Below are 22,753 nucleotides of genomic sequence, written 5' to 3' on the forward strand. Positions count from 1 at the left end.
ACTCCTCGTCATCGGTCCCGCCCGAGCTCGGTGCGGATGAAATCGAAGATCTCTTCGTCGGACGCGGTGTCGAGCCGCGCTTCGACGGAAACGTCCGAAGTGGACTGGTCGGCCTGCTCGCACGCGAGGACCAGCGCCTTGAGCCGCTCCGCGATGCGCGAGCGCTCACGGTCGTCCGCGGCGAGCCCGGCGACGGTGGCCTCGAGCTGGTCCAGCTGGGTCGCCACCACCGGCGGCGGGCCACCCGGTTCCGCCTTGCGCAAGCCGGCTTCGAGGTGCGCGGCGAGCTCCGCGGGGGTCGGGTAGTCGAACACGACGGCCGCGGAAAGCGGCAGGTCCGTGGCGGCGGTCAGGGCGTTGCGCAGCTCGATCGCGGTCAACGAGTCGAAGCCGAGGTCGCGGAACTGCTTGCGCTCGTCCACGCCGGCGGGGTCGCCGAGGGAAAGCACCGCGGCGACCTGCCGGCGCACCACGTCGAGCAGTTCCTCGGCGCGGCGCTGCGCTGAGAGGCCCGCGAGGCGTTCGGCGAACGGCAACTGGGCGACCTCCGCGGTCGCGGCCCGGCGCAACGGGGCCGGCACCAGGCCCCGCAAGGCGGCGGGCAGCGTGCCGGACCGCGCGTTTCCGCGCAGCACCCCCAGGTCGAGGTGCATCGGCAGCAGCACCGCCTCGCCGGACGCCCAGGCCGCCTCGAAGAGCCCGCGCCCGGCGTCCTCGGTCAGGGGGACGACACCCGCGCGAGCCATCCGCCGCCGGTCGACCTCGTCGAGCCCACCGCTCATGCCGCCGCCGGTGCCCCACAGCCCCCACGCGAGCGACGTCCCGGGCAACCCGGCCGCGCGGCGCTGCCGGGCAAGGGCGTCGAGGAAGGCGTTCCCGGCCGCGTAGTTCGCCTGCCCGGCGGCACCCAGCGTGCCCACCGCGGAGGAGAAGAGCACGAACCTGGCGAGGTCGAGCCCCGCGGTCAGCTCGTGGAGGTTCACCGCCGCGTCGACCTTCGGCCGCAGCACGGCGTGCAACCGCGCGGGGGTGAGCGCGGTGAGGGTGCCGTCGTCGACCACGCCGGCCACGTGCACGACCGCGCTGAGCGGGAACTCGGCGGGGATGTCGTCGAGCACCGCCGCGAGGGCGTCCCGGTCGCCGACGTCGCAGGCGACGACTTCGGCCACGGTGCCGTGCGTCGCGAGGTCGGCCACGAGCCGGTCGGCACCCGGGGCACCGGGCCCGCCGCGGCTGAGCAGCAGCAGCCGCTCGGCACCCGCCGCGGCCAGGTGCCGGGCGATCACCTCGCCGATCGCGCCGGTGGCGCCGGTGACGAGCACCGTCCCCGCAGGCCAGGGTTCGGTATCAGGGCCGGGCACCTCGACCGCGAGCCGCGGCACGAGCACCTCACCTGCGCGGATCGCCAGCTGCTGCTCACCGGTGGCCAGTGCGACGGCCACCGCCGCCGGAACCTGCTCGGCGTCACCCGCCCAGTCGTCGAGGTCCACGAGGACGAACCGGTCCGGGTACTCGGCCTGGGCGGAGAGCAGCAGCCCCCACCCGGCCGCCGCGGCGGGCCGGGCACTCGTCGCGGCGCCGGTCGCGCCCCGGGTCAGCGTCACGAACCGCGTGCCGGCCAGGTGCTCCTCGGCGACGAGCGCACGAACCAGCTCGAGCACCTCTTCGGCGCTGTGGTGCGCGGCGTCGGCGAGACCGCGCACCGGTGGCTCGACGACCACCACGAGCAGGTCCGGTGCGACGGCGTCGGTTCGGCCGGTGCCGAGGTCCTCGCGCAACGCGGCGAGGTCGGGCCAGCTGCGGATCTGTCGCCCCGGCTGCGATCCGAGCGCGCGGGCGAAGTCCACACCGTCGTGCCCGCCGAGTACGGCCCAGCTGACGTCGAGCTCCGCGGCCGGGCCCGCCGGCACCCAGTCGAGCCGGTGCAGCGCCGCCCCCGCCACAGTGGGCCGGACGGGTGCCGGATCACCCAGCTCCAGGCGTTCGGCCACCGCGACCGGCCGACCTGCCGGGTCCGCGAGCCGCAGGGTGAGCCCATCGGGATCGCTGGGCGTGAGGTGGACGCGCAGGGTTTCGGCGCCGGTCGCGACGAGCGTGACGCCGTGCCAGGCGCGGATCCGCCGCCCCTGCCCGCCTCGCGCGCGGTCGGCTTGCGGGACCAGCGTGTCGAGCGCGGCGAGCAGATCCGGGGCCAGGACACCGAGCGTGTCCGCCTCGCCTGCGCCGGACTCGAGGCGCACTTCCGCATAGAGGTCCGCAGCGGCGGCCCAGACCGCGGTGCCGCCGGTCCCGTCGAGCTCCAGCGCACCGGCCGGTGGCCACGCCGAGAGGTCGAACGACGGTTCGCCCGCCGCCGGCCGCAGTGTGGCAATGATCGTGTGCTCCCAGGCTTGCTCGGGAGTGGCGGCGAGCCGGTGGTGCACGGTCAGCTCCCGGCGGCCGTCCGATTCCGGTGCGCTCACCCGAAGCTGCACGGCCAGGTCGGCACCGGCCGGAACGGGCCGGTGCGCGCCGAGCCGGTCGATCCGCGCGCAGCCGAGGTCGGCGGCCACCCACAGCGCTGCCGCAGTCAGGTCCGCCTCCCCCGCACCGGTCACGCGACCGTGGTAGAGCCGGGCGCCGCCCGGGAGATCGGCCCTCGTCGTGAACACCGGATGGCCGGTCGCCGCGAGCCCGGCCGACGCCGGATCCGTCGTCGCGTGGTCGCGCTGCAACCAGAACCTGCGGCGCTGGAACGCGTACGTCGGCAGCTCGACCCGGCGGGCGCCGGTGCCCTCGAACACCGCGGGAACGTCGACGGCCACGCCGCGGGCGTGCAGCCGGCCGAGAGTGGTGAACAAGGCCCGCACCTCGTCCCCGTCGCGGCGCAGGCACGCGAGCGCGCCCACCGGTTCCTCGACCACCGACAGCACCGCGGCCGTCAGCTCGGCCCCGGGGCCGGCCTCCAGGAACGTGGTGACGCCCCGGGACACCAGGGTGCGGACCCCGTCGGCGAACCGGACCTCGCGGCGGACCTGGTCGACCCAGTACGCCGGATCGGCCAGTTGCCCGGCCTTCACGGGTTCGCCCGTGACGTCGGAGATCACCACCACCGCCGGGTCGGCGGCCTCGACGCCGGCGAGGATCCCGGCGAACTCCGCGAGCATCGGCTCCATCAGCGGCGAGTGGAACGCGTGCGAGACCGCCAGCCGCCGGGTGCGGGCACCGCGCTCCGCCAGGGTGGCGGCGACCGCGAGCACTGCGTCCTCGGCACCCGAGACGACCACGGCCTCGGGTCCGTTGACGGCTGCGATCGTCGCCTGCCCGGCGAGCCCGGCCAGGCACTCGCGCACCACCGGCTCCGCGGCGGCGACGGCGATCATCGCGCCTCCGGCCGGCAGCTCCTGCATCAGCCGGCCCCGTGCGGCGACGACCCGAGCCGCGTCTTCCAGCGTCCAAACGCCGGCGAGGTGCGCCGCGGTCAGCTCGCCGATCGAATGCCCGAGCAGCGCGTCCGGGCGCACGCCCCACTGTTCGAGGAGGCGGAAGAGCGCGACCTCGAACGCGAACAGCGCGCACTGGGCGTACTCGGTCCGGTCGAGCAGCGCCGCGTCCTCGGTGCCGGCCTTCGCGAACATGACGTTCCGCAGTGGCCGCCGCAGGTGCCGGTCGAGCTGAGCGCACACCTCGTCGAGGGCTCGGGCGAACACCGGGAACCGTTGGTACAGAACGCTTCCCATCCCGGTCCGCTGTGCACCCTGTCCGGCGAACACCACGGCGAGCTCGCCCTCGGCGGAACGTTCCCGGATCACGTCCGAGCCGTCCGGTGTGGCGAGGCGCGCCAGACCGGCCAGCAGCTCGTCGCGGTCCTCGGCCACCAGCACGGCGCTGTGGTCCAGCACCGCGCGTGAGGTCAGCGAGGAGAACGCGAGGTCGGCGGGAGGCAGGGCCGGATCCGCGGTCACCAGGGCCGAGAAGCGTGCGGCCTGCTCGGCCAGCGCCGCCCGGCTGCGCGCCGAGACGACCACGGGCAGCGGTCCGGGTTCCGCCACGGGGTCGGGTGCCGGCTCCGGCTCGGCTGCCGGCGCCTGCTCCAGCACCACGTGCGCGTTGGTGCCGCTGATTCCGAACGAGGACACGCCGAAGCGGCGCGGGCGCCCGGTCTCCGGCCACGGCCGGGCCTCCGTGAGCAGTTCGACCGCGCCGGCCGACCAGTCGACGTGCGGCGACGGCGCGTCGACGTGGAGGGTCCGCGGCAACGTCGCGTGGCGCATGGCCATGACCATCTTGATGATCCCGGCGGCACCGGCCGCGTGCTGGGTGTGGCCGATGTTGGACTTCACCGACCCGACCCAGAGCGGGGCCTCGGCGGAGTGCGCCCGGCCGTAGGTCGCGAGCAGCGCCTGGGCCTCGATGGGATCGCCGAGCCGGGTGCCGGTGCCGTGCGCTTCGACAGCGTCCACTTCGGACGGTTCGAGCCCGGCGTCGGCGAGCGCGCCGAGGATCACCCGCTCCTGCGACGGGCCATTGGGCGCGGTGAGCCCGTTGGACGCGCCGTCGGAGTTGATCGCGCTCCCCCGCACCAGCCCGAGGACCTCATGGCCGTGCCGGCGCGCGTCGGAAAGCCGTTCGAGCAGGAGCAGGCCGGCGCCTTCGGCCAGCGTGAACCCGTCGGCCGCCGCGGCGAACGACTTGCACCGCCCGTCGGCGGCCAGCGCGCGCTGGCGGCTGAAGGCGACGAACGACGTCGGGTCCGACATCACCATCACGCCACCGGCGAGCGCGAGGTCGCTCTCGCCGCTGCGCAGCGACCCCGCGGCGAGGTGCAGTGCGACGAGCGAAGCCGAGCAGGCCGTGTCGATGCTGACCGCGGGTCCTTCGAAGCCGAACAGGTAGGAGATCCGGCCGGACGCGACGCTGGTCGAGCCACCCGTGGCCAGGTAGCCCTCCATGCCCGCGCCCGGTGCCGTCAGGCGGCCGCCGTAGGCCTGGTCCGTCGTGCCGACGTAGACGCCGGTCCGGCTGCCCCGCAACGACTTCGGGTCGATCCCGGCGCGCTCCAGCACCTCCCACGCCGTCTCGAGCAGCACCCGCTGCTGCGGATCCATCGCCACGGCCTCGCGAGGCGAGATGCCGAAGAACTCCGGGTCGAACATCGTGGCGTCGCGCAGGAATCCGGCGTGGTCGACGTAGCTGGTCCCGGGCGCGTCCGGGTCCGGATCGAACAGGCTCCCCAGCGGCCAGCCGCGGTCGGCCGGGAACGGGGTGATGAGGTCGGCTTCACCGGACACCGCCTGCCACAGCTGCTCCGGCGAGTCGATGCCGCCCGGGAACCGGCAGCTCATCGCGACGATCGCGATCGGGTCGGCGGTCTCGGGCTTGGCCACGATCCGTGCCGGGCCCGGCGCCGCGGCGGTGGTTCGCGCACCGAACGCCAACCGGTCCAGGAAGGCGGCGAGGGCGACGGGCGTGGGGTGGTCGAACACGACCGTGGTCGGCAACCGGACCTCGGTGGCCTTGGTCAGCCGGTCACGCAGCTCGACGGCGGTAAGCGAGTCGAGCCCCGCGTCGGAGAACGCGCGCCGCGGCTCGACGGCCGCCGCGTCCGGGTGGCCGAGGACCGCGGCGGTGTGTTCGCGAACCAGCTCGCGCAGCGCGCGCACCCGCTGGGATTCGTCCAGTTCGGACAGCCGGCGCAGCGTCGTGTTTCCCGCCACCGGGCCGGTTTCCGCGACTTCCGGCTCGGGCTGGGCCTCGGGCAGGGCGTCGAGCAGGCGGGAAGCGCGGCCGGAGGTGAACACCGGCACGAACCGCGCCCAGTCGACCTCCGCGAGGATCGCGGCACCGCTGCCCTCGGCCAGCAGGCGGAGCAGACCGGCGACCGCCAGGTCGGGGTCGAGCACCGGCAGCCCGCGCCGGCGCAGGGTGTCGTGGATCTCGTCGGCGACCATGCCGCCACCCGCCCACGGGCCCCAGGCCACCGACAGGGTCGGCACGCCGTCGGCCGTCCGCCTCTGGGCGCGGGCGTCGAGCACTGCGTTGGCCGCGGCGTAGGCCCCGTGGTCACCCGCGCCCCAGACGGCGGTGATCGACGAGAAGTACACGACCGCCTCCAGCCGGGCGGTCTCCAGCGCCGCCTCGACGTTCTCGATCCCGGCGACCTTCGCGCCCAGCACCGTCCGCAGGTCGGCGAACGACGCCTCGGCCAGCGGGCCCAGCACGCCGGCGCCTGCCGCGTGCACCACGGCTGTGACCGGCCCGGAGTCCCGCTGCACGCGGTCGAGGACGGCCGCGACCTCGGTCCGGTCGGCGGTGTCGCAGGCGGCGACGGTGACCCCGACGCCGTGTGCACCGGCGAGTTCGGCAACCAGGTCGGCGACCCCCGGCGCGGCGTCCCCGCTCCGGCTGATCAGGACGAGGTGCCCGGCCCCGCCGGCGGCGAGCGCCCGGGCGACGCGCAGGCCGAGCGCGCCCGTTCCCCCGGTGACCAGCACCGTGCCCGACGGCCGCCAGCCGCCGCCGGTGACGCGACCGCCGTCGCCGTGGGTCAGGCGCCGGCCGTACAGGCCGTCCTCGCGAAGGGCGAGCTGGTCCTCACCGTCTTCCCGGCAGAGGGCAGCCGCGAGCCCGTCGATCACCGGCTGGTCCAGGTGCCGGGGCAGGTCGATCAGACCGCCCCACAGCTTGGGGTGCTCGAGCGCGGCGACCCGGCCGAGAGCCCAGGCCGCCGCCTGCTCGGGCCGGCGCGGGCCGCCGTCGCCGGGCACCCCGACCGCCCCGTCGGTGCAGCACCACAGCGGTACGCCGGCGCCGAGGTCCACCAAGGCCTGGACGAGCGCCAGAGTGAGTGCGAGCCCGGCCGGGACCACGTCGTCGGCCGGGTGCGCGCCGGTGTCGAGCGCGGTCAGCGACAGGATTCCGGTGATCGCCGGGTCGGCCAACGCGGTGCGCAACCGCTCCGTGAGGGCGCCGGCGGCAGTGTTCCCTTCGCCGCCGTGTTCTTCACCGCCGTGTTCTTCACCGCCGGGTCCTTCACCACCGGTCCGGACGTCTTCCGCCCCGACCGGCACGAGCACGTGGTCCGGGACGGCCCTCAGCACGACGGTGACCGCCGGGTCGGCGGCGAGCCGGTCCGGGACCACCACCAGCCACCGGCCGCCGCGCACCGCCGCGGGCGGGAGCGGCTGCCAGGTCTCGGCGTAGCGCCACGAGTCGAGCGCGGCCTGATCGCGGCGGCCACGCCGCCACGACGAGAGCGCCGGCAGCACTTCGCTCAGCGGGGCGGTGTCCGCGAGCCCCAGGGTGCCGGCCATCTTCTCGGCGTCCAGGCCGTCGACCAGCTCCCAGAACCGGGCGTCCTCGGGGTCGCCGGTCGCGGTCGCCGGCGCACCTTCGGGCCAGAACCGCCTGCGCTGGAACGGATACGTCGGCAGCTCGGGCAATGGCCGGGCGGCCGCGGGCAGCACCGGTGAGAAGTCGGCCGGGGCACCGGCCACGAACACCTCGGCCACGGAGGTGAGCATCCGCTCGAGCCCGCCGTCGTCCCGGCGCAGCGTTCCCGCGACGGCGGTCTCGAGCTCGGCCAGGTCCGCGGCCTCCGTGATCGCGACACCCAGCACCGGGTGCGGACTGACCTCGACGAACGAGCGGAACCCTTCGGCCATCAGCGTTTCCACGGCTTCGTGGAACCGCACCTGCGCACGCAGGTTGCGGTACCAGTAGGCGGCGTCCGCTGTGGTCCCGTCCAGCCACTCGCCGGTCACGGTCGAGAAGAACGGCACGGTTCCCTGGCGGGGCCGGATGCCGGCCAGCACCGACTCGACCTCGTCCCGGATCACCTCGACCTGGGCGGAGTGCGACGCGTAGTCGACGTCGATCCGCCGGTTGCGGATGCCGCGCTCGCCCGCCTCGGCGAGGATCTCCGCCAGCGCGGCCGGCTCACCGGACACGACGACGGCGGCCGGGCCGTTGACCGCGGCCACGGAAGCCCGCCCGGACCAGGCGCCCACGAGCTCGGCGACGACGTCGACCGGCGCGGCGAGCGAGATCATGCCGCCGGCACCCGCCAGCGCGGTGAGAGCCTTGGCCCGCAGCGCGACCACCTTCGCGGCGTCTTCGAGCGACAGCACCCCGGCCACACACGCGGCGGCGATCTCGCCCTGGGAGTGGCCGACGACGGCCGCGGGCTCGACTCCGAACGACTGCCACACCTCGGCGAGCGAAACCATCATCGCGAACAACGCGGGCTGCACCACGTCCACCCGGCCGCCCGCCAGGTACCCCTCGTCCGCCGCGGCCAGCTCGGTGAGCGACCGCTCGAGGTAGGGCGCCAGCGCGCGTTCGCACTCGGCCCAGCGGACCGCGAACACGGGCGAGCTTTCGAGCAGCGCGGCCGCCATCCCGGCCCACTGGCCACCTTGGCCGGGGAACACCCAGACGTGCCCGCGAACCGGGGGCAAGGCGACACCCCGCACCACACCGGCGGGCTCGGGCTCGACCGCGAGCCGGGCGAGCCGGTCGAGCAGCTGCGCGCGATCCCGGCCGAGGACCACCGCGCGGTGCTCCAGCCGGGTCCGCGAATCCAGCAGCGCCCGCCCGAGCAGCGCGGGCGGCACGTCCGCCAGCGCACCGCCGGCGACCTCTTCGGTCAGCCGTCCCGCCAACCCGGCCAGTGCCTCCGGCGAGCGGGCACTGAGCACCCAGGGCAGAACGGTTTCCGGGGCGTCCGGCGTAGCGGTGTCGGACACCGGATCGGCTGCAGGCTCCGGGTCGGGCTGCGCCAGCACCAGGTGCGCGTTGGTACCGCTCATCCCGAACGACGACACGCCGGCGCGGCGCGGACGCCCGGTCTCCGGCCACGACCGGGTCTCCGTCAGCAGACGGACCGCCCCGGCCGTCCAGTCGACCTTGCCGGTCGGCTGGTCCACGTGCAGGGTGGCGGGCAGGTGCCCGTGCCGCATCGCGAGGATCATCTTGATCACGCCGCCGACGCCGGCGGCCGCCATGGTGTGCCCGATGTTGGACTTGAGGGAGCCGAGCCAGAGGGGCTGCTCGTCCGCGCGGGCCCGGCCGTAGGTGGCGAGCAGCGCCTGCGCCTCGATCGGGTCGCCGAGCACGGTGCCCGTGCCGTGGGCCTCCACCGCGTCCACATCGGACGGACGGAGGCCGGCGTCGGCCAGCGCCGCGCGGATCACACGCTGCTGCGCGGGCCCGTTCGGGGCGGTGAGGCCGTTGGACGCGCCGTCGGAGTTCAGCGCGCTGCCGGCGATCACGGCCAGCACCCGGTTGCCGTCGCGCCGGGCGTCGGAAAGCCGTTGCAGCACAAGCACTCCGGCACCTTCGGACCAGCCCGTCCCGTCCGCGGTGGCGGCGAACGACTTGCAGCGGCCGTCGGGCGCGAGGCCACCCTGGCGGGCGAACTCGAGGAAACCACCCGGCGTGTTCATCACGGTGACGCCGCCCGCGAGCGCGAGGTCGCACTCGCCGGCCCGCAGCGCGCGGGCGGCGAGGTGGATGGCCACCAGCGACGACGAACACGCGGTGTCCACCGTCAGCGCCGGGCCTTCGAAGCCGAACGTGTAGCTCACCCGGCCGGACACGACGCTCGAGGCGGTGCCGGTCATCGCGTGGCCGTCGGCCCCGGTGGCCCGGTCCAGCACGCCCTGGTAGTCGGAGCCGGCGACGCCGACGAACACACCGGTCCGGCTGCCGCGCAGCGCGCCCGCGTCGAGCCCGGCTCGTTCGAGCGACTCCCAGCAGACCTCCAGCAACACCCGCTGCTGCGGATCCATCGCGGTCGCCTCGCGGGGCGAGATACCGAAGAAGGCGGCGTCGAACTCCGCGGCGCCGGCCAGGAAACCACCCTTGAGCGGCAGCGCACGGCCCGCTTCGGCGTCCCCGGCCTGCCGCAGCTCGCGCAGGTCCCAGCCACGATCGGCCGGGAACGGCCCGATCGCGTCGCGCCCGTCGGACACGAGGTCCCACAACTGTTCCGGCGCGGTCACGCCGCCCGGGTACCGGCAGGCCATCGCGACGACCGCGATCGGGTCGCCGCTGTGCACGGCCGGGGTGGGGCGCTCGTCGGCGCCGTCGGCGCTGTCGGCGCCGCGCACGAGATCGCCGAGGAACGTGGCGACGGCGAGCGGGGTCGGGTGGTCGTAGCCGACCGTCGCCGGCACCGCCAGCCCGGTCGCCTCGGCCAGGGCGTCACGGAACCGGACGGCGAGCAGCGAGTCGAAACCCAGTTCCTGGAACCGGCTCTCAGGTGGCACGGCGTCCGCGGACGGGTGGCCGAGCACCAGCGCGGCCGCCGTCCGGACGACGGTGAGCAGGCGGCCGTCGAGTTCGCCCGCCGGCAGGCCGGTGAGCGGTCCCGGCCGTGGCGCCGGCGCGGCCGGCAGAGCGCGGACCTCGTCGAGCAGAGACACGAGCGGGCGCGGCCGAAGAGCGGCGAACGTCGGGTGGAACGCCGGCCAGTCGACGTCGGCGATCACCTGGACCGCGTCCCCGGCCGCGTTGATCTCGCCGAGCGCGCGGGCGGGCTCCATCGGCACGAGACCCGCGGCGCCGGCTCGCTCACCGGAACCCGCGAACGGGCCCCACGCGACGAGGCAGGCGGGCTGCCCGGCGAGCCGGCGACGGTGCACCAGGGCCGCGAGGCGGGTGTGTGCGGCCAGGTGCCGCGGATCGCCGGCGCCGCCCCAGATCCCGGCGACCGTGGAGAACACGAGGAACGCGTCGAGGCCGGGCCACGTCGCGGCCAGTTCGGCGAGCGCGGTGCGCTCCGCCACCTCGTCGGGGCCAGGCCGCGCGGACCCGTCCGGGCTCAGGTTTTCCAGGTGCAGCACCACGTGCACGGGGTCGGTGTCCAGCGCCGGAGGGCGTGGGGCGCCGGTCGGCCAAGGCGCCACCTCGACGTCCTCGGGAAGACCGGCCGGCACCTCGGCGCCGGGCCGGAGCGCGAGCAGCACCCGACGGGGACCGTCGGCCCGCAGCCGGCCCAGCACGTCGGGGGTGAACCCGCCCAGGTCGCCGGTCACGAGCACGGTGCCGCCGGCCCGGCCGAACGGATCCGCGCCGGACGGTGCCCCGGCCGGCAACAGGCGCCGGCCGAAGAGACCGGCCGCGCGCACCGCGACCTCGTCCTCGCCCCGCGGGTCGGCGAGCAGCGAGACGAGCAGCTCGGCGTCGCGCCGGCCGGCGACCGGCGGCAGGTCGACCAGGCCGCCCCGGCCGCGGAGCACGCCGGTGAGACTCGCCTGCCCGGGCTCGACGGCCCGGTCGTCGGCGGTGGCCACCACGGCCGAGGCGGTGATAATCCACAGTGGAATGTCGGCGCCTGCCGAGTCGAGCGCTTCGAGCACGGCCGACGTCGGCCCGAGCGGCTCGGTGTCCGGCGCCAGTGCGAGCAGCGACAGAACGCCGGCTGCCGGCGCCTGGAGCGCCTCGCCCAGCCCGTCGGCCCCGTCGACCCTGACCAGCCGCTCGGCTCGCCGGCCGAGGGCGTCGAGCACCCCCGTGACGGCCGGGAGGCCGCGGCCGTCACGGGGCAGCACAGCCACCCACGTTCCGGCCAGGTGGCCGTCGTCCCGCGTGATCGGCACCCACGCCTCGCGGTAGCGGATTCCGCGGCCGGCCGCCGGTGTGCCCGAGACGTCGGGCTGGTGCGCGGGCAGCCAGTACCGCCGGCGCTGGAACGCGTAGGTCGGCAGAGCCACGCGCCGGCCACCGGCGCGACCGACCACTGTGGACCAGTCCACTTCGGACCCGTGGACGTGCAGGCCGGCGACGGCCGAGAGCAGCGACGCCTGCTCGGCCTGGTCGCGCACGAGCGTGGCCTCAGTCAGCGCGACGGAGTCGCCGAGGCAGTCCCGGGCCATCGCGGTGAGCACCCCGCCAGGGCCGAGCTCCAGGAAGGCGCTCACTCCGGCCTCGGCGAGGAACCGCACTCCGTCGTGGAACCGGACCGCCTCACGGGCGTGGGTGACCCAGTAGTCCGCCCGGCAGAGCTCATCCGCCAGGGGTCGGCCCGTCACGCCGGACACGATGGGGATCCGCGGCGACCGGAACGCCAGCGTTTCCGCGACGGCCCGGAACTCGGCCAGCATCGGCTCCATCAGGGGCGAGTGGAACGCGTGGCTCACCCGCAGCCGCCGGGTGCGCAGCCCCTGTGCCGCGGCGAGGCCGGCCAGGCGCAGCACGGCGTCCTCGGCTCCGGACAGGACCACGGATTCGGGACCGTTCACCGCGGCGATCGACACCGGCTCACCGCCGCCCTCGGCGGCCAGCAGTTCGAGCATCCGCGCCTCGGCGGCCTCGACGGCGACCATCGCTCCGCCCACTGGCAGCGCGCTCATGAGCCGGCCGCGGGCGGCGACCAGCCGGGCCGCGTCGGGCAGGGACAGCACCCCGGCCACGTGCGCGGCGCTCAGCTCGCCGATCGAGTGCCCCAGCAGGAAATCCGGGTGCACCCCCCAGTGCTCCAGCACCCGGAACAGCGCCACCTCCAGGGCGAACAACACGGGCTGCGCGTACCGGGTGTCGTCTAGCGGCCCGGCCCCCGGACTGCCGAACGCCAGCGGCCGCAGCGGTTCACCGAGCTCGCCGCCGAACGCCGCGCACACCTCGTCGAACGCCGCGGCGAACACCGGGTCGAGCTCCGCCAGCTCGGCGCCGGTTCCGGCGCGCTGCGAGCCCTGGCCCGTGAAGAGGAACGCGAGCCCACCGGGCGAACCCGCCCGGCCTCGCCGGACCCGCGGGTCCGGCCGCCCTTCGGCGACCGACGCCAGCGCCGAGCGAAGATCCTCGGCGCCGTCCGCGACCACGACCGCGCGGTCGGTGAGGCGGGCGCGGGTCGTCACGAGCGACGTGGCCAGGTCGGCGAGCTCGGTGCCGGAGCGCTGGTCGAGCAGTGCGGCCAGGCGGCGGGCCTGCCCGCGGAGCGCGTCTTCGCCCCGCGCCGAGAAGACGAACGGCAGCCGGTACCCCGGCGGCAGGGGTACCGGAGTACCGGCCGGGACCTGCGCGGCTGAGCCGGCCACCTCGTCGCCACCGATCGGCAGCGCCTGCCCCTCGCCGGAAAGCCGCACCGAAGGCACGGCGGCGGTATCGGCGGAATCCGGCGCCTGCTCGAGAACGACGTGGGCGTTGGTGCCGCTGATGCCGAACGCGGACACCGCCGCGCGGCGCGGCCGGCCGGTCCGCGGCCACGGGCGGGCCTCGGTCAGCAACCGCACCGTGCCAGTGGTCCAGTCCACCTGCGTGGTGGGCTCGTCGGCGTGCAGCGTCCGGGGCAGGGTGCCGTGCCGCATCGCCTGGACCATCTTGATGACACCCGCCATGCCGGCGGCCGCCTGGCTGTGCCCGATGTTCGACTTGACCGACCCGAGCCACAGCGGTTCCGCAGCGGTCCGCGCGGCGCCGTAGGTCGCGATCAGCGCCTGCGCCTCCACGGGGTCCCCGAGGCGGGTGCCGGTCCCGTGGGCCTCGACGACGTCGATCTGCCCGGGGCCGAGCCCGGCGTCCTGCAGCGCCGCGCGGATCACGCGCTGCTGCGAAGGGCCGTTGGGCGCGGTCAGGCCGTTGGAGGCGCCGTCGGAGTTCACCGCGCTGCCGGCGATCACGGCGAGCACGGGGTGCCCGAGCCGCTGGGCGTCCTCGAGGCGGCAGAGCGCGAGCACACCGGCGCCTTCGCTCCAGCCGGTGCCGTCGGCGTTCGCGGCGAAGGACTTGCAGCGCCCGTCGCCGGCGAGACCGCCCTGCTGGGCGAACTCGGCGAACAGCCCGGGATCGGCCATCACGGCCGCGCCGGCGGCGAAGGCGAACGTGCTCTCCCCCGCGCGCAGCGAGCGCACCGCGAGGTGCAGCGCGACCAGGGCGGACGAGCAGGCGGTGTCCACCGTGACCGCCGGCCCCTCGAGACCGAGGACGTAGGCCAGCCGGCCCGACGCGACGCTGGTCGTGCCGCCGGTCAGCACGTGGCCCCGCACCAGCTGCAGCGCCTCGGCGTCGGCCAGGCCGTAGTGCTGGTTGGCGGCTCCCACGAAGACCCCCGTCGCGGTGCCGCGCAGGGTCTCCGGGTCGATCCCCGCGTTTTCGAGGGCCTCCCACGCCGTCTCCAGCACCAGACGCTGCTGCGGGTCCATCGCGAGGGCCTCGTGCGGCGAGATCCCGAAGAACGCAGGGTCGAACTCGGCCGCGTCGTAGAGGAACCCGCCTTGCTTGCGGACACCGTCGCCCAGGTGCGCCGTCTGCCAGCCCCGGTCGGCGGGGAAGTCGGAGATCGCGTCGACACCGGTGTCGACGAGGTCCCAGAGCCGCTCCGGGGAGTCGGCCCCACCGGGGAACCGGCAGCCCATCCCGACCACGGCGATCGGGCCGTCGGCCGCGTCCTCCAGTTCGGCGACGCGGCGGCGGGCCTCCTGCAGGTCGCCGGTGACCTGCTTCAGATAAGCGACGAGTTGCTCGGTGTTCGCCATGCGATTCGCTCCTGGGCCGGGATGGGCGGGACGGTGGTCGGGGCCGGGCCGGGTCAGCTCACGTCGCCGAACTCCTTGTCGATGAAGGCCAGCACCTCGAGCGGATCGACCTGCCCAGGCCCGGCGCTCGCGGGAGCAGGCCCGCCGACGCGCTCCAGCCGGCGCAGCAGGCGCCGCAGCCGGCCGGCGATCTCGTCGGTTCCGCCGGCGGCCGCCTCGAGCGCCTCGATGGCCGGTTCGAGTCGGTCCAGCTGGTGCACCACGGTTTCGCGGGGGTCACGCGGCTCGGGCACGAGCAGGCCGAGCAGGTGCTCGCTCAGGGTCCGGGGCGTCGGGTGGTCGAACACCAGCGTCGCCGGCAGCACCAGGTCCGTCGCCCGTTGCAGGTGGTTGCGCAGTTCGACCGCGGTCAGCGAGTCGAACCCGAGCTCGCGGAACGCCTGGCCGGGATCGACCTCCCCTGCCTCACCGTGGCCGAGCACGAGAGCCGCCTGCTCACGCACGAGCCCCAGCACCGCCTGTGCGCGGTCGGCCTCGGGCAGCGCCCGCAGGTCGAGCGCCGGACCGGGCTGCGGGCGCGGCGACGGGTCGGGGCGCCGGGCCGGGACCAGCTCGGTGAGCAGTGCCGGCACCGTATCGGCCCGGGATCGCAGGCCCGCCACGGAAATCCGCGCGGTGACGAAGTCCGGGGCCGCCTCGGCGAGTGCCCGGTCGAACAGGTCAAGTCCTTGCCCGGTGGTGATCGGGCCGACCCCGAGCGTGGCCATCCGGGCGCGGTCACGCTCGGTCAGGTCCGCGGTGAGCCCGTCGGCCTGTTCCCACGGTCCCCAGGCCAGCGCCGTGCCCGGCAGGCCGCGCTCGTGGCGGTAGCGGGCAAGCGTGTCGAGGAAACTGTTGGCCGCGGCGTAGTTTCCCTGTCCGGCGGCGCCGAACGCGGCCGAGGCCGACGAGAAGAGTGCGAAGACGTCGAGGCCGAGCCCTTCCGTGAGCCGGTGCAGCAGCCAGCCTCCGTCCACTTTGGACCTGAGCACGGACGCGAGCCGATCGGGGCCGAGGGCGGTGAGCACGCCGTCGTCGGTGACGCCCGCGGTGTGCACCACCCCGGCCAGCCGCCCGCGCTCGGTGATCGACGCCAGCAGCGCAGACATCGCGGCCTCGTCCGCGACGTCGCACGCCGCGAACTCGACCGTCACCCCGAGCTCACCGAGCTCGGTCCGCAGCCGCGCGACCTCCGGCCGCTCACGGCGCCCGGTGAGCACGAGGTGCCGCACTCCGTGCTCGACGGCGAGGTGTTTCGCGACGACGCGGCCCAGCGAACCCGCGCCGCCGGTGACGAGCACGGTGTCGCCGGGGGCGAACCCGGGGCCGAACGTCAGCACCGCCTTGCCGACGAGCGCGGCCTGGCTCAGCGCGCGCAACGCCGCCGGCGATTCGGTCACCGGCCAGCACGTGACCGGAGGCGCGACGAGAGTACCGCCGGCAAATCCCTCGGCCAGCTCGTCGAGGATCTCCGCCGTGCGCGCCGGCGGGATGTCGCCGAGGTCGTAGGTGTGGTACGGAAAACGCAGCCGCGCCGGGTCCCGGACGTCCAGTTTGCCGATCTCCACGAACCGCCCGCCGTCGGCGACGAGGTCCAGAGACGTGTCGGCGACGGGTCCGGTCAGCGAGTTCAGCACCACGTCCACCCCGCGCCCGCCGGTGGCGGCGCGGAACGCCGCGCCGAACTCTGTGGTCCGCGACGACGCCACGTGGTCGCCGGGCAAACCCATGGCCCGCAACGCGTTCTGCTTGCCTTCGCTCGCGGTGGCGAACACCTCCGCGCCCCACGAGCGGGCCAGCTGCACGGCCGCGCCGCCGACCCCGCCCGCCGCGGCGTGCACGAGGACCGACTCGCCCGAGCGCAGCCCGGCCAGGTCGCGCAGGCCGTAGGAGGCGGTGAGGAAGGCGACGGTCGCCGAGGCACCCTGGACAAAGCTCCAGGTCCGGGGCAGCCGGACGACCGCGTGCTGTCCTGTGATCGCGATCGGCGCGAACGCGTCGGGCACGAGGCCCATCACCCGGTCGCCGACGGCGACGCGGTCGACCCCGGAGCCGGTCTCGACGACGATCCCGGCCGCCTCGGTGCCGGGGCGGGCGTCCCCCGGGTACATGCCGAGCGTGATGAGGACGTCGCGGAAGTTCACGCCCGCCGCCCGCACCGCGATCCGCACCTCGCCGGGCGCGAGCGGCCGCAGGGCCTCCGGTGCCGGGACCAGGGCGACGTCGTCGGGTGAGTCCCCGTTCGTCCGGTCGAGGCGCCAAGACTCCGCGCCCGCGGGCGGGACCAGGCGCGCCGGGTTCCCGGCGGGGAGCAGCTTCGGCACCGTGACGCCGGCCGCGGTCACCGTGAGTTCCGGTTCACCGCTGCTCGCCAGGCCGGCCAGCACGGCGGGCTCCACGTCCTCCTCGGTGTCGAGCAGGACGAAGCGGCCGGGGTGTTCGGTGTGCGCGGTGCGTACGAGGCCGGCGACGGCGGCGTGTGCGGGTTCGGTGCGGGCGTCGCGGGTCACCACCGCGAGCACCGCGTCCGTGGCCCGCGGATCGGCCAGGAAGGCTTGCATGAGGGCGAGCACGTCGGCGGTTATGCGGTGCGCTGCCGTGCGCGGATCCGGGCCGGGCGGCGGGCACTGGGCGAGCACGACCGGCACAACCGCGGGCAGGTCGGACACAGCCCCGGCCGCGACGGGCACGACCGTCCACTCCGGACAGATCGGGGCCGGCTCGGGGTGCGGGACCTGCGTGACGCGGTAGAGGGGGTCCGGCTCGGCGCCGGGGACGTCCGCCAGCGCGGCCGCGGTCACCGGGCGCAGCACGAGCGAGCCGACCTCGAGCACCGGCCGGCCGGTGCCGTCGGCGACCTCGACCCGCACGGTGCCGTCGCCGGCCCGGGTGAGCCGCACCCGGCTCGGGGTGCGGCCCGGACCGGCCACCCGAACGCCGGACCACACGAACGGCAAGCGCGCGGAGCCCGGGGCGTCCTCGGGCCGGCGAGCCGGGCCGAGCGCGTGCATCGCGGCGTCGAGCAAGGCCGGGTCGACCGCGTGCCCGGCGCGGGGCTCGGTCTCGGTCGCGACGTCGGCGTAGACGTCGGCACCCACCCGCCACGCGGTGCGCAGGCCGCGGAACGCCGGGCCGTAGTCGAACCCGGCGGCGATCAGGTCCGGGTAGAAGCCGTCCAGATCGACCGGGTCCGCGTCCGCCGGTGGCCAGGTGGCGGCCCAGTCCATGGTGGCCGGCGGCCCGGCCGGTTCGGCCACGGTTCCCTCGGCGTGACAGGTCCACGGCGCGTCCGCGTCGCCGTCGGGTCGCGAGTGGACGGTCACCGCGCGGACACCACTGTCGTCGGGCGCCCCGACGAGGACCTGGATCGCCACCGCGCGGTCGTCGGGGACCCGCAGCGGCACCGGCAGAGCCAGTTCGCGGACTTCGGTACAGCCGGCCTGCAGGCCCGCCCAGGCGACGACGTCGAGGAACGCCGTGCCCGGCACGAGGACGGAGCCGAGCACGGTGTGGTCCGCGAGCCAGCGCTGGTCGCGGTGGCTCACCGTCCCGGTGAACACGCGTTCGTCGCGCCCGGCCGGGGTTAGGGCGGCCCGCAGCAACGGGTGCTCCGCCCCGGCGAGCCCGGCGCTCGCCAGGTTCGCCGGCGCCGTGCCCGGCTCCGGCCAGAACCGGCGGTGTTCGAACGGGTACGTGGGGAGCTCGACGTGCTCGCCGGTGCCGCCCTCGACGAGCACGGACCAGTCGAGGGCGGCGCCCCTCACGTGCATCTCGGCGAGGCCGAGCAGCAACGACTCCGTCTCCGGCCGGTTCGGCCGCAGGACGGTGGCCGACGCCACGGCCGGGCTCTCGGCGCTGCCGGTCACCTCGTCGGCGACGTCGGGCACCAGTGCGGAAAGGGCGCCGCTCGGGCCGATCTCGAGGAAGCTCCGCACGCCTTCGGTGTGCATCGTCCGCACCGCGTCGGCGAAGCGGACCGTCTCTCGCACCTGACGGACCCAATAGTCCGGGGTGCACAGCTCCGGTCCGGCGGGCCGGCCGGTGAGGGTGGAGACGATCGTCAGGGCGGGCCGCTCGAACCCGATGCCGGCGAGGACTTCCCGGAACCGGCCGAGCATCGGCTCCATGAGCGGTGAGTGGAACGCGTGCGAGACCGTCAGGGCCGTGATCTTGCGGCCGAGCTCCGCGAACTCGGCACCCAGCCGGGCGACGGCGTCGCTCTCGCCCGAAATCACCACGGCCGCCGGACCGTTCACGGCCGCGATGTCCACATCGGACCGTCCGCCGAGCCGGGCGCGCACCTCGTCCTCGGTCGCGCGGACGGCGAGCATCGCGCCGCCGGCCGGCAACGCCTGCATCAGCCGGCCACGGGCGGAGACCACCCTGCAGGCGTCCGCCAGCGACCACACCCCGGCCACGTGCGCCGCGGCGAGCTCGCCGATCGAATGCCCGGCCAGGAAGTCCGGCCGCAGTCCCGCGTGCTCGACGAGCCGGAACAACGCGACCTGCAGCGCGAACAACCCGGCCTGCGTGTAGCGGGTCCGGTCCAGCAGACCCGGTTCGGACTGGCCGAAGACGATGTCCCGCAGGTCCTCGTCGAGGTCACGCTGAAGCTCGGCGCACGCGGCGTCGAACGTCTCCGCGAACACCGGGAACGCGCGGTACAGCTCGTGGCCCATCCCCGGGCGCTGCGAACCCTGACCGGAGAACAGCACCGCGGACGGTGCCCCGCCCGCGACGCCCCGGACGAGGCCGGGGGCCGGGCGGTCCTCGGCGAGGGCGGTCAGCGCCGCCTCGATCCGGTCCGGAGTGTCGCCGACGATCACCGCGCGGTGTTCGAGCGCGGCCCGCCCGGACGCCAGCGACCGGGCGGTGTCAGCCGGATGCGCGCCCGCGAACAGGCGCAGCCGGCGAGCCTGCGCGGACAACGCCGCGGCACTGCGAGCCGAGACGGCCCACGGCACGAACCCCCCGGCCGCGGCGACGGGATTTGCGACGGGCTCCGGACCCTGCTCGAGGATCACGTGGGCGTTGGTGCCGCTGATGCCGAACGCGGACACCCCGACCCGGCGCGCGTGTCCCGTCTCCGGCCACGGCCGCTGCCGGGTGAGGACCTCGACCCGGCCGCCCGACCACTCCACTCGCGAGGAGGGCACCGAAGCGTGCAGGGTCGCCGGCAGGATGCCGTGGCGCAGGCTCAGCACGGCCTTGATCAGGCCCGCGACCCCGGCGGCCGCCTGCGTGTGGCCCAGGTTGGACTTCACGGAGCCGAGCCACAGCGGAGGGGCGTCGGGTCCCCGCTCGCCGTAGGTGGCGAGCAGGGCCTCCGCTTCGATCGGGTCGCCGAGGCGGGTGGCCGTGCCGTGCGCTTCCACCGCGTCGACGGCTTCCGGCCCGAGCCCGGCGGCCGCCAGCGCCTGCCGGATCACCCGTTGCTGGGCCCGGCCGTTGGGCGCGGTGAGCCCGTTCGAGGCCCCGTCCGAGTTGACCGCGGACCCCTTCACGACGGCGAGGATCGGGCGGCCGAGCCGTTCCGCGTCCGAGCGGCGGGCGAGCACGAGCATTCCCGCGCCCTCACCCCACCCCGTGCCGTCGGCGTCGTCGGCGAAGGCGCGGCAGCGGCCGTCCGGCGCGAGCCCGCCCTGCCGGGCGAACGCGACGAAGGCGTTCGGCGTGGCCATCACCGACGCACCGCCCGCCAGGGCGAGATCGCATTCGCCGCCGCGCAGCGCCTGCGCCGCGTTGTGCACGCTCACCAGCGAAGACGAGCACGCGGTGTCGATCGTGACCGCCGGTCCTTCCAGGCCGAGCACGTAGGCGATGCGACCGGACATCACGCTGCCCACCGCGCCGGTCAGCGCATAGTCGTGAGCGGCGTCGCCGTCGTCGGCCGCGGCGACCACCGCCGCGTAGTCGTGGGCCGAGGAGCCGACGAAAACCCCGGTCCGGCTACCCTGCAGCGCTCGCGGGTCGATCCCCGCGCGTTCGAGCGCCTCCCACGACGTCTCCAGCAGCAACCGCTGCTGCGGGTCCATCGCCGTCGCCTCTCGCGGGGAGATGCCGAAGAAGGCAGCGTCGAAGTCGGCCGGTGCGTCCAGGAAACCGCCGCGCAGGGCGAACCCGCCGGACGCTCCGTCACGCAATGCGCCGAGGTCCCAGCCCCGGTCGTCCGGGAAGTCGCGGATCCCGTCCCGGCCGGCGAGCAGCAGCTGCCACAAGGAGTCCGGCGAGTCGACGTCGCCGGGGAACCGGCAGGCCATCCCGACCACGACCACCTCGTCGACCCCTTCGCCCCCGTCCTCCTCGGCCCGGGCGGCGACCGGCGCGGCGGTGTCCCGCGCGCCGAACAGCGCGTCCCGCAGCAACTCCGCGACGGCGGCGACGGTCGGGTGGTCGAACACCACGGTCACCGGCAGGGTCAGCCCCGTCGCGGTGGCGAGTCGGTTGCGCAGATCCACGGCGGTCAGCGAATCGACGCCGAGGTCCCGGAACGAGCGGTCGACGGCGATGTCCACCGCGGCCGCGTGCCCGAGGGCGACGGCCGCCTGCGACCGCACCAGCTCCACCAGCCGCCGGTGCCGCTCGCCCGGCGCCAGCTCGGCCAGGCTCTCGCGCAGTTCACCGCCGGGTGCGGGGTCCGCGACCGGCTGCGCGCGGAGCGCGGCCGCCGCCTCCGGCACCGCGGCGATCAGCGGGCGGCGCCGGGCGAGCGAGTACGTCCGGGCGAAGAGCTCCCAGTCGATGTCGGCCACGGTAAGCCCGGTGAGGTCCAGCTCGACCGCCCGTCCCAGCACGGCGAGGGCGGACTCCGGCGGCATCGACCGCAGGCCGGTGCGGGCGAACGCCGCCGCGGTGTCGTCGTCGACCATGCCGCCACCGGCCCAGCTGCCCCAGGCGATCGAGGTGGCAGGCAGGCCGCGGGCGCGGCGGTGCTGGGCGAGGCTGTCGAGGAAGGCGTTGCCGGCCGCGTAGGCACCGGATCCCGCGCTCCCCCACACCGCGGCGCCGGAGGAGAACAGGACGAACGCGTCCAGATCCAGGCTGGTGGTCAGCTCGTCGAGGTGGCGGGCACCGTCCACTTTGGCCGTGAGCTCCGGCAGGGCCGCGGTGGGTGTCGCGTCCTTCAGCAAACCCCGCCCGCTGACGCCGGCGGCGTGCACGACGACCCGCAGCGGGTTGTCCTCCGGGATCTCCGCGAGAACCGCCGCCAATGCGGCACGATCGGCCACGTCGCAAGCGGCGATGGTGACGGTGCAGCCCAGCTCGCCCAACTCGGCGACAAGCTCAGCGGCGCCCGGCGCGGCCGGCCCGCGCCGGCTGGTCAGCACGAGGTGCTCGGCACCGCGTACGGCGAGCTCACGGGCGACCCGGGCACCGAGCGCGCCGGTTCCGCCGGTCACGAGCGCGGTCCCGCGCACGGTCCAGGGCCGGCCCGGCGCCGCGGTCCCGAGGGGACGGCGCACCAGCCGCCTGACGAAGGTGCCCGACGGGCGGATCGCGAACTCCTGTTCGTCGCCGCCGGCGGCGAGGATCGCGCACAGCCGGGCGGCCATGGCGTTGTCCACGACCGGGGGCAGGTCGGCAAGACCGCCCCAGATCTGCGGGTGCTCGAGGCCCGCGACCCGGCCGAGTCCCCAGAGCGCCGCCGCGTCGACGGCGCGCGGGGCTTCGGTGTCGTCGATGCCCACGGCACCGGCGGTCACCCACCACATCGGGACCGGCCCGCGGCGCGCCGCGGTCAGCAGCTCGATCCCCTTGCGCACCAGGGCGTCCGCGGTCTCCCCGGCCCGGCCCAGCACAGCGATCACGCCATCCACTTCGGACAGATCCGACGGCAGGTCGGCCACGCTCAGGCGGTCGACCTCGGCGCCGCGCGCGATCAGCCCGCCGGCCACCGTTTCGGCAACCACGTCATCCGGCTCGGCGACGAGCGCCCACCTGCCGCGCAGGGGGGTGGGCGCGGGCTCGTCGACGCGGCTCCAGGCCACGTCGTAGCACCAGTCGTCGGGGGTGTGGCGCCGGCGGTCGCGCCACTGGTTCAGCGCAGGCAGTGCCTGTTCCCACAACTCGGCCGGGACGTCGCCACCGACCGCTTCCGCGAAGGCCGCCGGATCTTTCTTCTCCACAATGGACCAGAACTCGGCGTCGAGCGGTTCGGGCGTGTCCGGGGTGAGCCAGAAGTGCTGGTGCTGGAAGGGATACGTCGGCAGGTCGGCCAGGTAGGTGGGACGGGGGGTGGGTTGCGGGAGGGTGACGTC

Annotated in this window: 2 protein-coding genes; both read right to left on the reverse strand. The window is 75.5% G+C overall.

All coding sequences use genetic code 11. The annotated features are described in order from the left end of the window. Window positions 1-8: 8 nt before the first annotated feature. Complete coding sequence (locus tag AB0H62_RS49570) at window positions 9-14,456, reverse strand: type I polyketide synthase (protein ID WP_360592851.1); 14,448 nt, start codon at window positions 14,454-14,456, stop codon at window positions 9-11. Window positions 14,457-14,509: 53 nt separating this feature from the next. Continuing rightward, window positions 14,510-22,753: SDR family NAD(P)-dependent oxidoreductase (locus AB0H62_RS49575; protein WP_360592852.1), on the reverse strand; the 8,244-nt coding region annotated here is incomplete at its 5' end.

The organism is Amycolatopsis sp. NPDC050768 (assembly GCF_040654155.1).
Classification (GTDB): domain Bacteria; phylum Actinomycetota; class Actinomycetes; order Mycobacteriales; family Pseudonocardiaceae; genus Amycolatopsis.

Bases quoted from the DNA above. Each gene is read 5' to 3' on its own strand.
- AB0H62_RS49570 (WP_360592851.1), bottom strand. From the start codon at position 14,456: ATGGCGAACACCGAGCAACTCGTCGCTTATCTGAAGCAGGTCACCGGC.